This window comes from Rurimicrobium arvi (assembly GCF_039540495.1).
Lineage (GTDB): Bacteria > Bacteroidota > Bacteroidia > Chitinophagales > Chitinophagaceae > Rurimicrobium > Rurimicrobium arvi.
Genome location: NZ_BAABEZ010000004.1, coordinates 35,687 through 49,613, shown reverse-complemented (window position 1 = coordinate 49,613; position 13,927 = coordinate 35,687). Strand labels below are relative to the sequence as shown.

Below are 13,927 nucleotides of genomic sequence, written 5' to 3'. Positions count from 1 at the left end.
ACGTAATAATTCTCGCTTATTTGCGTTAGTTTAGCTCAAATTTATCTCTTCTATGCGTTCACTAAAACAATTCGTGGCACTTCTGTGCCTCATGCTGCCGTTTCTTGCGTCGGCGCAAAATGAAAAAATCCCCCTGGACAGTAAAATAAAGACCGGGCAATTGCCAAACGGTCTTAAATATTACATCATCCAGAACAAAAAGCCGGAGAATAAGATCGAGCTGAGGATGGTTACCAATGCCGGTGCTATCCTGGAAGATAACGATCAGCTGGGTCTCGCTCACCTTATGGAGCACATGAACTTTAACGGTCTGAAACATTTCCCTAAAAATGAAGTGGTACACTACCTGCAAAGTATCGGAGTGGATTTCGGTGCCGACCTGAATGCTTACACCAGCTTCGACGAGACAGTTTATATCCTGCCTATTCCTGCAGACGATAAAAAGAAAATCGATCAGGGCTTTCAGGTAATTGCTGACTGGGCGGGCGGAGCATTGCTCGAGAATGAGGAGATCGACAAAGAACGTGGCGTTGTACTCGAGGAAAGCCGCCTCGGTAAAGGTGCCGACGACCGCATGATGAAAAAATGGTTGCCGGAATACCTGAATGGTTCTCTTTATGCAAAACGTTTGCCTATCGGTGACGACGAACTGCTGAAAACATTCAAATATGATGTGCTGAAACGTTTCCACAACGACTGGTACCGTCCGAATCTGCAGGCAGTAATGGTAGTGGGCGACATCGAGCCTTCTGAAGCTGAGCGTATCATCAAAGAAAAATTCAGTGGATTTAAAAATCCCGTAGGTCCGCGTCCGCGTCCTGAAATTATCGACGTTCCTGCACGTACCAGCAGCAAAGCTATGGTGCTGAGCGATAACGAAGCGCCTTATACCACTGTTCAGATCATCGGAAATTCTCATCGCAAATCTTCTGCCACTACTACGAAAGAATATGTGGATGATATGAAACAAAACCTGTTCAACTCCATGATCGGCGATCGCCTGGATGAACTGAAAAACTCTTCAAATCCTCCTTTCGTATTTGGCTTCGCCGGCATCTCCGGCGGATGGGCCCGCGGCTGGGAAAGCTTCCAGATGTTTGCTATTGCCGGTACAGACAAGATCAAAGATGCCACTACGGCACTCGTAAGCGAAGCACTCAAGATCAAAAAATTCGGATTTACGCAGGCAGAACTGGATCGTGCAAAAGCTTCTGTTCTCGCTTCCTATGAAAAATCTTACAACGAGCGTGACAAAACAGAATCCCGTACACGTGTGGATGAACTGGTACGTCATTTCCTGACTAACGAACCGGTTCCGGGTATCGCGTGGGAATATGAGATCGCAAAAGCAAATTTGCCCAAGATCACACTGGACGAAGTAAACAGCCTGAAAAGCCTGGTAGATATTGATCAGACTTACTTTGCACTGGTAACTACGAAAACAGCAGACAAACTTCCTTCGGATGCAGATCTGAAATCTTATGTGGATGCAGCGCTGAACAGCCAGGTAACTGCTTACGAAGAAAAAGAATTGCCTAAAACACTGCTCACTAAAGAACCTGTTGCCGGAAAAATCGTGAAAGAGGAAAAAGACTCTAAAATCGGTACTACTACCTGGACGCTGAGCAACGGTGCCAAAGTAACTTACAAGACAACTGACTTCAAAAACGACGAGATCCTCTTCTCTGCCTACCGTTTCGGTGGTTCCTCTATTTACAGCGGAGCCGACTACCAGAGTGCTGATTACAGCAATAACGTAGTGGATGAAATGGGTTACGGAGCATTCTCTAACACAGATCTGCAGAAATTCCTGAAAGGGAAAACGGTGACAGTAAATACCGTGGTTGATCTGAATTCAGAAATGGTACAGGGTCGCTCCACAGTAAAAGATTTTGAAACAGCTATGCAATTGCTGTACCTGAAATCCACAGCTCCGCGCATCGATGAGACTGCGTTCCAGTCTTTCAAAAACCGTCAGGTGCAAATGATCGCTCAGATGAAATCTGATCCGCAAAGCTTTTTTGCCGACAGTCTGAACAATTACATGTATCATAATAATCCCCGCAACAAGCAAATTCCTGATCCTGCCGATTATGAAGCGATCAATATGAATAACGCAGTTAATTTCTATTCACAGCGTTTCGGCTCTGCGAACGGATTTAACTACTTCTTCGTGGGAAGCCTCCCTGAAGCGCAATTCAAGGCGATGATCGAAAAATACATCGGTGGCCTGGGCGGCAATGCAGTAGAGGCGAAATATAAAGATCTGGGCATAGAGCCGATCTCCGGAGAAAATTCATTTACATTCCGCGTGGGTACAGAACCTAAAGCAATGGTAAATGAAATGAAATATTCCAACGCCGGTTATAATTCAAAAGATGAATTGCTGCTGAACCTGTTGTCTGAAGTGATCAACAACCGTATCACGGATATTATCCGCGAAAAAATGAGCGCTATCTACGGTGGTGGTGTTGGCATGCGTTTGCAACGTTTCCCTAAAGAGCGTTTCATGATGCAGAGCTACCTGCCTTGCGGTCCTGAGAATGCTGAAAAAGTAAAAGTTGCTTTCTGGGAGATCGTGAACGAATGTAAAAAGCCGGGAAACATTACTGCTGAAGAGTTGACAAAGGCAACAGAAACTTCGTTCCAGAAATATAAAGTGGGTATCAAAACCAACAATTACTGGTTGAGCATTCTGAGCAAATACCAGCAATACGGATTGCCTACCGAGAATATCATGAATTTTGAAGCACGCGTTAAAGCCGTTACTCCCGGCGACCTTACCGCTACCGCTAATAAATACCTCACGGGTGGCAACACGCTGCATGCGATGATGCTGCCTGAGCAAGCCAAATAAGGAACTGCTCTTAACAGAAACAGCCTCCGGATATCCGGAGGCTGTTTTTTTATGTAGTTACCCGTTGTTTACCGGGATAATGCGTTATCGATCGTATCGCTTATTTGCTGAATCATATCAGTTACGCCCACAGGAGCTTTAGGAGCAGGTTCGTCCATGCTGTTGGATGCGTACATCAGCAGGCACATAGCAAGAAAGTCCTGGTCGTCGCGGCCGGAATACTTCTGCTTCAACTCGAAAATTTTTTCATCTGCCAGCTTCACGGATTTCCGGATATTCTCCGCCTCGCTTCTTTTAACCTTGATGCGATAACTCCTTCCGGAAAGCCAAAGATTTACTGGTATCAGATCTTCATCCTGCATAGTGCGTTTGCAAATAGGTGAATGACTAGTATAAAATTAAGCGTTTGCCGAAGAGGAAACGCTCCCTGCTGTTTCGTGTTTCAGAATTTTCTTTTGGAATAGCAGCAAAGCAATCACACCGATACTGATGGCTGCGTCAGCAATATTGAATACCGGGTCGAAGAAGCTGAAGACCTTTCCGCCGACAACCGGCATCCAGTCGGGCAGCTTCGTTTCGATAATCGGGAAATACAGCATATCCACCACCTGACCATGCAGGAATCTTCCGTACCCTTTTCCGAAAGGGACAAATTGCGCAATATGGAAAGAGCTTTCGCTGAAAATAAGACCATAGAACATACTGTCGATGAGGTTGCCCATAGCGCCGGCCAATATCAGCGCTCCGCAGATCATAGCGCCGCGGCTGTATTTTTTGCGTTCCAGTTGTTTCAGAAAATAAAATCCAAAACCTACGGCGATGAGACGGAAGCTGGTCAGGATCAGTTTGCCGGCATCTCCCTGGCTGAACTTCATGCCAAACGCCATACCGTTATTTTCAATGAAATGAAGACGGAACCATTGTCCGAGCACCATTTCTTCCTGACCGTAATAAAAATGAGTCTTTATATAGATTTTCGAGAACTGATCTGCTATCAATACCAGAAAGATGATCAGCAATGCGTAACGATACTTCACTTGGTTTGCTTTTGTGTCGGTAAAATGCAAATATAACTCATAGCATTTAGGGTTGTGAATTACCTTTGCCCTCATTTCAATATTTAAAGGAAAACATTCCATATGGCAAGCAAACAGCATAAACTCGCTACGCGGCTCATCCACGCCGGCGTTGCACCGGATCCGTCTACCGGCGCAATCATGACTCCGATCTTTCAGACTTCCACATACGTACAGGCAGCTCCGGGCGATCATAAAGGTTATGAATATGCGCGCACCCAGAATCCTACGCGTCATGCGCTGCAGGCCGCACTGGCCAGTATCGAGAATGGCCGTTTCGGATTGTGTTTCGGAAGCGGAATGGCTGCCACAGACGCTGTTGCCAAACTCTTGTCTCCCGGTGACGAGGTGATCGTATCCAATGATCTTTACGGAGGTACTTACCGCATCTTTACCAAGGTATTTGCTCAATACGGCATCGTGTTCCATTTCGTGGATATGTCTGATGCAGCGAATATTGAAAAATATGTCAACAAGCAAACGAAAATGGTCTGGATAGAAACACCAACCAATCCCTTGCTGAACATCATCGATATAGAAAAAGCTGCCTCCATAACCAAAGCTCATAACCTGATATTGGTTGTGGACAATACTTTTGCTTCTCCCTATTTGCAGAATCCGTTGGACTGGGGGGCCGACATCGTGCTGCACTCAGCAACCAAATATCTGGGAGGTCACTCGGATGTGGTTCATGGTGCACTGATCATGAACAGCGAAGCGCTGGAAGAAAAGCTGCGTTTCATACAGAACAGCTGCGGTGCCGTTCCCGGGCCACAGGATTGCTTCCTGGTACTCCGGGGAATCAAAACACTGCATGTACGGATGCAGCGTCATTGCGAAAACGGTCGCAAAATAGCTGAATATCTGCGCAACCACCCTAAGGTAGGCCGCGTATTGTGGTGCGGATTTGAAGATCATCCCAACCATGATATCGCACGTCGCCAGATGCGCGATTTCGGAGGAATGATCTCCTTCACTCTCAAAGACGACAATATTGACGCAGCATTGGCTGTGCTGAAAAAGACGGAATTATTCTCACTCGCCGAATCCCTGGGCGGAGTGGAGTCGCTGATCGGTCACCCGGCTACGATGACACATGCTTCCATTCCGCAGGAAGATCGTATTGCGCGCGGGCTCAGCGATTCGCTGATACGCCTCAGCGTGGGCATAGAAGATGCCGATGATCTTATCGCAGATCTGGAACAGGCGATCGGCTGATCCTCCTGATAATATCGATTTTTCAAGGCACATCTGTAAAGCAGATGTGCCTTTTTAGTTTCCGTGGCGGCGCAGATGTTCCCAGAAAAGAGGATAGGACTTTGCCACCGCATCCGCGTTATGGTGCAGGCGGAAGTCCCCGCTGTGATACATCGCTGCAAGCGCCGTGGCCATTACCATCCTGTGATCGGCGGGAGGAACGAATTGAAACGATGCCGTAGTTTTGCCACCGGCAATGCGTAGCGTGTCTTTCTCTGCCGCGCAATCGATATGCATATCCGACAGCAACTTCTGAATCTCAAGCGCACGGTCGCTTTCCTTATGCTTAAGCCGGTGCACTCCCGACAAATAGCTTACACCATTGCACCCCGCCGCAAAAACCGAAAGCACAGGGAACAGATCCGGCGCGTCTGTCAGGTCTATCGTAAACGGTCGCCGTTCTCCGCTGCGCACAATGAGATTGCCCTGTTCAAAATGAAAGGGCGTTCCTGACTGTTGCAATGCCTTCAGGATAGCGATATCTGCCTGCAGGCTATCTGCGGAGAGGCCTTCCAACTGCATGGAGCCATTTATGGCAGCAGCGCAGATCCAGAAAGCAGCGGAACTCCAGTCTGCTTCTATCTCAACACGCAGTTGCGGTTTTATTTCATTTTTTCGGGGATCGAAAAGATAGCTTCCTGTTTCCGGGTGCCCGATGTATTTTCCAAACAGCTGCAATACCTGCCGGCTCAGGTTCAGATAAGGGATACTTACCGGATTTTTTATTGTTATAGCAACTGCATTCCCCGCAGCAAAAGCGAACGCAAACATCAGACCGGAAATGAACTGAGAACTTATACTTCCGTCCACCGTTATATCCGCCGGACAAAGTGGTCCTTTGATGCGGACGGGTAAACAATCATTGCCCTCCACATGCACACCCAATTGAGGCAATACCTCATTAAAGAAATGCATCGGTCGTGTGAGTAAAGACCCCGTGCCCGTAACAGAAATCTGATTCTGGCTCAACGCAGCAACAGGGGTGAGCAGCCGAGCGGCCAGGCCACTTTCGCCGCAGAAGAAGTCTTTTGTGAAAGAATGATTACCCGAAGCATGCACCCGCCAGCCATTGGCAATCTCTTCAAACAGGTCACAGTGATCCCGGACGATCCCGCACACAGCCAACTCATCCTCAGAATTTCCGGGCCGGATTATATCTGTTGTTCCCCGGTGCAGCATTGCCGCGGCCAATACCCTCTGCGTATGGCTTTTGGATGAGGGAATACGTAAGGTTCCCGAAACGCTTGTGAAGTTAATTACCATAATCGGAAGCAAATACCTTCAGGCATTCACGTATAAAGTCAAAAGAGAGAGCCGTCACCTCGGCAGAGCCGGTTTCACGAAGCAGGATAAAGTCAATTTGGTCATTTTGCCTTTTCTTATCACGGCGCAGCACAGTCATTACTTTATCAACATCAATATGGAGTTTTGTGGGCAACCCATAGCGATGCAGCATCTGTACAAGCCGGATGCGTACTTCAGGGTTCAGAGCAAGGTGTTTTTCAGATGCGATGAGCGCTACAATCATTCCAAGTCCCACGGCATAACCATGCTTCAGGTGATAGACCGTCTCAAAGGCATGTCCGGCAGTATGCCCGAAATTGAGCGTTTTGCGCAAATGGCGTTCCTGCTCATCCTGCAATACCACTTCATTTTTGTGTGCGACGCACCGGACAATGAGTTCATTTAGTTCCGACGGAACGGAGCGGTAGCGGGCAAGCGATTTCTGAAACAGTTCTTCAAACAATTCCCGGTCCCGGATACAGGCATATTTGATGACTTCGGCAAATCCGTTGGACCATTCCTCCTGAGGCAGGGAATCGAGAAAGCTGTTATCGAAAAGAATAAATGAAGGTTGCCGGATCAGGCCAAGCATGTTTTTATAGAGCCCTACATTCACACCATTTTTTCCGCCTATTGCGGCGTCCACCATTCCCAGCAGTGTGGTAGGAACAAAGCCGAATGCAATGCCCCTCATATAAATGCCTGCAAGAAAGCCGGTAATGTCTGTGATCATACCCCCGCCGATCCCGATCAGGCAGGTATGCTTATGCGCTTCAAAAGAGGCAAGCCTGGCAGTAAGTTGTGCAATAGTCTGAAGATCCTTGGCTTCTTCTCCGGCAGGTACGATGAGTACCCTGTATTCAGAAAACAAATGACCATATTGCTTGTGCACCTGCTCGTCGGTAATGATCACTACTTTCGATACGGGTGCCAGTTGCAACAGCTGCGAGTAATTTGAATTCAGAAAATACTCCGTATGGCCGCCGGGAAACTGATGTGTATAATGCATGAATGCGATAACCTATTTCTGGGCCTGTAACAATGATTTTACCTGATCGGGTCTGGAGATCACTTCAACAGCTTTACTCACCACTTCATCATTACGCAGACTTTGATTGATACGTCCTTTTTGAAAATAATAACGTGATACGATTTCGTTTTCCAGGATACGCATCACTTCTTCTTTGTTTTTTAGCAGATCCTGTTTTTTATCATGCATCACCTTCGTTTTGAGCGCCGCCAGTTCCGTTTTGCTTGCATCATAAAGCTTGTCCTGCTGAGCTGCAGCGGTAAGCGAATCGAGCAGTATTTCCGTTTTGGTTTTATAGGAATAGTCTTTTGAAGACAGCCAGTTACTGAAGTCGGCGAACTCCGCCGCTGTCAGACTGAAATTTTCTCCGCCATTCAGGGTTTTATGTGATCTGGCATACTGGGTTGCGTAATCAAAAAAGTAATTTTTAGAGTATAGTGCTCCTGATAAAGCGCTTATTTTTTCAGTGCCCGCAGTTACGTCGGGAGTTACTCCACCGCCGCTTTTCACGAGACGGCCGTTTTTTGTCTTAAATGTGCCTATCAGGGAATCTGCGATCTTATCAGGATTACCGTTTTCATCGCGGTGGCTGTAGTCGATCGCCTGAATACACCGCCCGCTTGGTGTGTAATATTTTGCTGTGGTAAGTTTCAGGCGTGCGTTAAAGCCAAGAGGCCTGGTTGCCTGTACCAGTCCCTTTCCGTAAGATTTAGTGCCGATCACCACACCGCGGTCCAGGTCCTGTATCGTACCCGCTACGATCTCAGAAGCTGAAGCCGATGATCCGTTTACCAGTACGGCTACAGGGATTTGCGTGTCCCAGGGCGATCCTTCCGTATTGAAATTCTTATCCCATTCTTTGTTTTTACCTTTTGTGCTGACTACGAGCTGACCCCGGTCGATAAAGATATTGCATACCTCAACAGCCTCGTCCAGCAGACCGCCGGGGTTCCCGCGCAGATCAAGTACCACCGATTTCATGCCGGCATTATTTTTTTTCAGGCTGTCTAAAGACTGACGTAACAACTTACTGCAATTCATTGTGAATTGCGTCAGTTTTACATAAGCGATATCTTTTGATGCTCCGATCATGCCGGCGTAGGGCACACTGGAGATTTCAATTTCCCCGCGTGTGACTACCTTGTCCGATTCCACATCGGAAAATGCATCTTTCACCTTTATCACGAGTTTGGTTCCGGAACTGCCCTTCAGGAGAAGACTCACATCGTCAATCGTTTTGTCGTAAACATTTTTCCCGTCAATGCTGATGATCTTGTCTCCCGAGTGGAGGCCTGCTTTCTGTGCAGGGCTGTTTTCATAGATCTCGCCTACATACACATCTTTTTCTTTTTTCTGCAGCGCCGCACCGATACCCCCGTATTTACCGGTGGTCATAAATTCGTAGTCTTCGATATCCGACTCCGTAATGTAATTGGTGTACGGGTCGAGGTCGTTGAGCATTGCGTCGATACCGGTTTTTGTAAGTTTTCCGGGCTCAATGGGATCAACGTAATATGTATTTAATTCTTTGAATATATTTGCAAATACCTCCAGGTTTTTCGACATTTCGAAATAGGAGTCTGTGGTTTTTGCCTGTATGAATAAGCCAAAGCAGCAAATTGTAAAGGTGCCCCAGATGAATTGTCGCGTATGGGATTTAAATTCAGTCATTGAACATTCTGGTTTATGAAGATTACGTCTCAAAGGGAAGTTAGCAAAAAAACCACACAACGGCATTCAAAATTGCTTTAACAAAAGAAAAACCAGACAATTTTGTTTAGTTGCTATTTTTTAGTAATTTGCGGATACAATCAGAATCTATGAAAAGAATTTTTTACGCTGCTTCGGTGATCTGTTCACTTTTTGCCGTTAACGCAAACGCTCAATATACGCTTGATAAAGATACTTCGAAAGGAAATTGGGGTGCAGTTGGTTATATGGTTGAGACCAAAATCAAAGTAACGCCAACCGGCTCCGGCGACGTTAGTCTTTCCTGGAGTGTAAACTCTTACAGCGATGCAGGTGGTGCATGGAAGATTCCAAGCGTCTGCGAACCATTCGGTAGCTGTTATTCAAACACAACACCTGGTCTTTTATCCGGTTCCACTTCTTTCAATTGTACAGTACCGGGCGGTGCTTCAGGATATTACGACATTTCCTTCGACGGTGATGCTGCTCCTGTAAACTCTTATGCTTATCTGGTGCTGAATGTTTCAGACGGATCAACATCTAGCAAGCCTGTTTTCATCGCTTACAAAACGGCAGCAGGTGTTTCAACGGTAATGCTGAAAGACGCGGATGTTAACATCTTCCCTAACCCGGCATCTAACTATATTGATGTGATTTATAATCCGGCTGCTGATGTGAAAACAATTACCTTGTACAACCTGATCGGTAAAGCGGTTAACGTTTACAAAGTAACGGATAAAAGCAGCGCACGTTGTGAGTTCCCTGCTGATATGCCTTCCGGAATTTATATTGTTCGTATCGCAGACAGTAAAGGAAGCATCATCGCTACCAGAAAAATCACCCATCAGTAATATCCCTGATAAATTTTTTAAAGCCGCTCTTTCAGGGCGGCTTTTTTATTGCTTTTCTGTATTTTGCTGCAGACAATTAACCTGCTCATGAAGCGTCTGATATTTTCTTTAGTTATTGCTACGGGGTATTCCCTGCATGCCTTCGCACAACAATCGTTTGTGGAAGGAGAAATCACGTATAAAGTACATATTGAACAAGGAGATCCCGCAGCTCCGGTTCAGAAATCCGAAGACGGGACATTGGTCATCCGGCTGAAAGGAAATCGCGTGGTGAAAGAGCTGAAGCTGAATTCAGGGTTTAATAATACAATGCTGCTGGACGGCGACAAGTCTGCCTACTCCCTGCGGAAAATCGGAAATGCGCGTTATGCAATACAACTTGCTCCCTCCCAGATTGCAGAGCGCAGAAGTAAGTGCAGCCAGATGGAGCTGACCAATCTGCCCGTAGAAGCCAATACCATAGCAGGGTTCAGGACACTATGTGCGAAACTCGTCTGCAACGACGTCGGTACACACACTGTATATTATACAAAGGACTGGACCATCTCTTCCAACCTCCTGTTTGAGCAGTTTCCCCGCTTTGGTTATCTGCCGCTTAAATATGAAATAAAAAATGAGAAGGGTGCGACGATGCGCTTCACCTTATCCAGAATTGAATCCAAGCCCCTGGACAATGCGCTGTTCTCATTGCCTGACGGATATAAGGTAATCAGTTCGGAAGAATATCGTTCCTGGAATCACTGATGCGCGATGGCTATTGTGGCGAGGCTGATACGAATGCCCGGCACGTCTTTTAAAACCAATGCACATGATTCAAGTGTGGCACCGGTGGTAAGCACGTCATCCACGATCAGCACATGCTGATGCTCCAGCTCCGGTTTGCGCGTCAGCTCAAAAGCCAGCTCCAGGTTTTTCAATCGCTCAAAACGGGTTTTCAACGTCTGGGTTTGTGTTTTTCGGATTCTTTTCAAATTGTTCTCTGAAAAGATTTTTCCGCTTTGTTCCGCCAGTGTGCGTGCAATTACTGCGCTTTGGTTGAATCCTCTTGTTTTTTGTTTGGAGCTGTGTAACGGAACGGGGATGATCACGTCTACCGAAGTGAACCAATCTGTTTTTTGGAGTTCGGCCGCAAACAGCTTTGATAAATACGCCGCGGTCCGCCGCTGTTGCCCGTATTTTACCTGGTGCAGCAGATGTTGGGTGATACCATCTTTGGAGAAGTAAAGGAAACTGCTTGCATGAACAAAGCGGAATCTTCCGGCCAGCCTCATTACCGTTTCATTCTCAGGCAGACTGTGAAATTGTGTACGCGGAAGCGCGGCAAGGCAATGCAGGCACAATACTTCTTCGTTGTCGAGCAGCGGATGGGCGCAAAAGCTGCATAAGGGGGGATAAAACACATCTGTCAGGGAGCGGAGCAGTAACTTGATCATAAGTGGTAAGCACTGCTTTCTGCACAATGCCTATTGCTCTCTGTACAGCAAATCTTTAGCCAGACTGTGCAGATTCGCTTTTTTATCTTCGGGAATACTCACCTCACTCAGTTTTTCGAAAGCTTTACCGGAATAATAAGCTACCGCTTCACGGCATTTTTCATCTGCCTGTGTGTCCCTGAAAATGTCCAGCATAGCCGTTACTTTCTGCTCAGGTGCGTCATGCCTGTCCTGCCATGCTTCAATGGAAGCCAGTTGCGTAGACGCTGCATGGTCCACTGCCTGTATGTGCAGATATGTTTTTTTATTGGCGAGGATATCACCGCCTACTTGTTTGCCGATTTTTGAGGTGCCAAAAGCGTCCAGGTAATCGTCCTGCAGCTGGAAAGCGATGCCCAGGTGCTTGCCGAATGCATACAAAGCTTCCGCCGCCTGTGTGTCTGCGCCCGCTACCAATGCGCCTATTTTAAGGCTTGCTGCGAGCAACACGGAAGTTTTAAGCGAGATCATCTCAATATATTCTTCGCTGCTTACATCATTCCTGGATTCGAAATCCATATCCATCTGCTGACCATCGCATACCTGGATGGCAGTGGTATTGAATACATCCAGCACTTCTCGGAAATTGGTCGTTACCCGGGAAAGAGCCTGATAGGCATAGATACTCATTGCATCCCCGCCGAGGATCCCGGCTGTGAGCCCGTATTTTGCATGAATGGTGGGAAAACCCCTGCGCAGCGGAGCCTTATCCATAATATCATCATGGATCAGCGTGAAATTGTGAAACAACTCTATTGCCAGCGCCGCGTTCCAGGCTTCTTCTTTGATCGGTGCAAACAGTTCATGCGCCATCAGGCACACAACCGGACGTATACGCTTACCTCCCAGGGAGAGCAGGTAACGGCAAGGGTCATAAAGATTCTGAGGATGTACCGGGAACAGGTCAGGGGCAGATACTCGTTGCTCAAATTGCTGAACAAGACTACGGAAAGACTGCATAGAAGCGGAAAGTTGGGGGATTTAACAGAAATACCCGGACGATTATTGTCGTCCGGGTATCCCAAAATATTACAAACGCTCGATAACGACAGCGCTCGCACCACCGCCACCATTACAGATGCCGGCCGCTCCGTATTGCGCATTATTCTGATTGAGTACATTGAGTAGCGTAACAATGATGCGGGAACCACTGTTGCCCAGCGGATGCCCCAGTGAAACCGCGCCGCCCAGCACATTTACCTGCTCCGGTTTCAAATTCATCAGTTGACAGTTCGCCAGTCCGACTACGCTGAATGCTTCGTTCAGTTCGAAGAAACTGATATCTTCCATTTTCAGCCCTGCTTTGGCAACCGCTTTAGGTACAGCTGCAGAAGGTGCTGTGGTAAACCACTCCGGAGCCTGCTCCGCATCGGCATATCCTTTAATACGCGCCAATGGTTTCAGTCCGAGTGCGGCAGCTTTTTCACTGCTCATCAGTATCAGTGCAGAAGCCCCGTCGTTCATCGTGGAAGCATTGGCAGCGGTAACACTACCGTCTTTAATGAATGCAGATTTTAGAGCCGGGATCTTGTCGAATTTTACGTTGAATGGCTCTTCGTCTTTAGCAAATGGCTTCGGATCGCCGCCGCGTTGCGGAATCATCACCGGAACGATCTCCGTATCAAATTTCCCTTCGTTTACGGAAGCCTGACTACGCTGATAGCTGCGGATCGCAAATTCATCCTGAGCTTCGCGACTGATGTTCATTTCTTTAGCGGTGTTCTCAGCACAGTTGCCCATCGGGTAATTGCCGTAAACATCGGTAAGACCATCTTTCGCCAATCCGTCAATCATGTTTACGTTGCCATATTTGTTGCCCCAGCGCATATTTGGACTGTAGAAAGGTACATTGCTCATGCTTTCCATTCCACCGGCAATCACCACTTCGGCGTCACCCAGCATAATGTTCTGTGCAGCCATCATAACGGCTTTCATACCGGAAGCGCAAACTTTATTCACAGTGGTAGCAATCACATCATCGGGTAAACCTGCAAACTTGGAAGCCTGACGCGCAGGAGCCTGGCCAAGGTTTGCCTGCATCACACAGCCCATGATCACTTCATCCACCACATTCACATCAAGACCAATACGGTCCAATGCACCTTTGATAGCGAAGCCACCTAACTGTGTAGCGGAGAAATCTTTTAACGAACCGCCCCAGCTACCTATAGGGGTGCGGACAGCGGACACTATTACTACTTCTTTCATTTGTAGAATGTTTATTTGAATTTCGTAAAACGATGCCAAAGTTAAGGGAAATGCAGCTATATAAGGGCGGCCGCTATACTTCAGGAGATTCCCGGCGACCGCGTTGCGACGATTCCCGATTTACCTTCGGGTGATAGCCGGACTTTTAAAAATGACGTACATTTACGCATCGTTTTCTGAGGCTTTACGACCATTCAGGCCGT

12 protein-coding genes are annotated in these 13,927 nt (G+C 47.2%); 4 read left to right on the top strand and 8 right to left on the bottom strand.

Annotated features, from left to right (window positions below; all coding sequences use genetic code 11):
* Nucleotides 1–52 precede the first annotated feature (52 nt).
* Nucleotides 53–2,857 (top strand): M16 family metallopeptidase, encoded by a 2,805-nt coding sequence (locus ABD846_RS03080; RefSeq protein WP_344822571.1) that lies wholly within the window; start codon nt 53–55, stop codon nt 2,855–2,857.
* 68 nt (nt 2,858–2,925) lie between these two features.
* Here ABD846_RS03080 and ABD846_RS03075 read toward each other — a convergent pair whose 3' ends face one another.
* A complete protein-coding gene (locus ABD846_RS03075; protein WP_344822569.1) occupies nt 2,926–3,219 on the bottom strand; it encodes a cell division protein ZapA in 294 nt (97 codons plus the stop codon).
* A 36-nt stretch (nt 3,220–3,255) separates the two neighbouring features.
* The gene (locus ABD846_RS03070) at nt 3,256–3,894 is read right to left on the bottom strand and encodes a lipoprotein signal peptidase (RefSeq protein WP_344822567.1); all 639 of its coding nucleotides are present in this window, start codon (nt 3,892–3,894) and stop codon (nt 3,256–3,258) included.
* Between the two features lie 102 nt (nt 3,895–3,996).
* Here ABD846_RS03070 and ABD846_RS03065 point away from each other — a divergent pair, with 102 nt between their 5' ends.
* Nucleotides 3,997–5,151 carry a cystathionine gamma-synthase gene (locus tag ABD846_RS03065; RefSeq protein WP_344822565.1) on the top strand — a complete coding sequence of 385 codons (1,155 nt, stop codon included), beginning with the start codon at nt 3,997–3,999 and terminating at the stop codon, nt 5,149–5,151.
* Nucleotides 5,152–5,205: 54 nt separating this feature from the next.
* Here the strand turns inward: ABD846_RS03065 and ABD846_RS03060 are convergent, their stop codons facing one another.
* From ABD846_RS03060 to ABD846_RS03050, 3 genes are read right to left on the bottom strand one after another with little or no spacing between them, the layout of a single operon-like run.
* The gene (locus ABD846_RS03060) at nt 5,206–6,453 is read right to left on the bottom strand and encodes a 3-phosphoshikimate 1-carboxyvinyltransferase (protein ID WP_344822563.1); all 1,248 of its coding nucleotides are present in this window, start codon (nt 6,451–6,453) and stop codon (nt 5,206–5,208) included.
* Complete coding sequence (aroB, locus tag ABD846_RS03055) at nt 6,443–7,483, bottom strand: 3-dehydroquinate synthase (protein WP_344822561.1); 1,041 nt, start codon at nt 7,481–7,483, stop codon at nt 6,443–6,445. Before aroB ends, ABD846_RS03060 begins: the two co-directional genes overlap by 11 nt.
* Nucleotides 7,484–7,495: 12 nt before the next feature.
* The gene (locus ABD846_RS03050; protein ID WP_344822559.1) at nt 7,496–9,175 is read right to left on the bottom strand and encodes a S41 family peptidase; all 1,680 of its coding nucleotides are present in this window, start codon (nt 9,173–9,175) and stop codon (nt 7,496–7,498) included.
* A gap of 149 nt (nt 9,176–9,324) precedes the next feature.
* Between ABD846_RS03050 and ABD846_RS03045 the strand changes: the two genes are divergently transcribed.
* Together ABD846_RS03045 and ABD846_RS03040 are read left to right on the top strand one after the other, a co-directional pair.
* Entirely contained in the window at nt 9,325–10,044 is a 720-nt protein-coding gene (locus tag ABD846_RS03045; RefSeq protein ID WP_344822557.1) for a T9SS type A sorting domain-containing protein, read from the top strand.
* 87 nt (nt 10,045–10,131) lie between these two features.
* Complete coding sequence (locus tag ABD846_RS03040; RefSeq protein ID WP_344822555.1) at nt 10,132–10,788, top strand: hypothetical protein; 657 nt, start codon at nt 10,132–10,134, stop codon at nt 10,786–10,788.
* Here ABD846_RS03040 and ABD846_RS03035 read toward each other — a convergent pair.
* From ABD846_RS03035 to ABD846_RS03025, 3 genes are all read right to left on the bottom strand, one after another.
* Entirely contained in the window at nt 10,782–11,477 is a 696-nt protein-coding gene (locus ABD846_RS03035; protein ID WP_344822553.1) for a ComF family protein, read from the bottom strand. The two genes, ABD846_RS03040 and ABD846_RS03035, sit on opposite strands and share 7 nt — an antisense overlap.
* Before the next feature lie 30 nt (nt 11,478–11,507).
* Entirely contained in the window at nt 11,508–12,476 is a 969-nt protein-coding gene (locus ABD846_RS03030; protein WP_344822551.1) for a polyprenyl synthetase family protein, read from the bottom strand.
* A gap of 69 nt (nt 12,477–12,545) precedes the next feature.
* Nucleotides 12,546–13,724 (bottom strand): acetyl-CoA C-acyltransferase, encoded by a 1,179-nt coding sequence (locus ABD846_RS03025; RefSeq protein WP_344822549.1) that lies wholly within the window; start codon nt 13,722–13,724, stop codon nt 12,546–12,548.
* Nucleotides 13,725–13,927 lie beyond the last annotated feature (203 nt).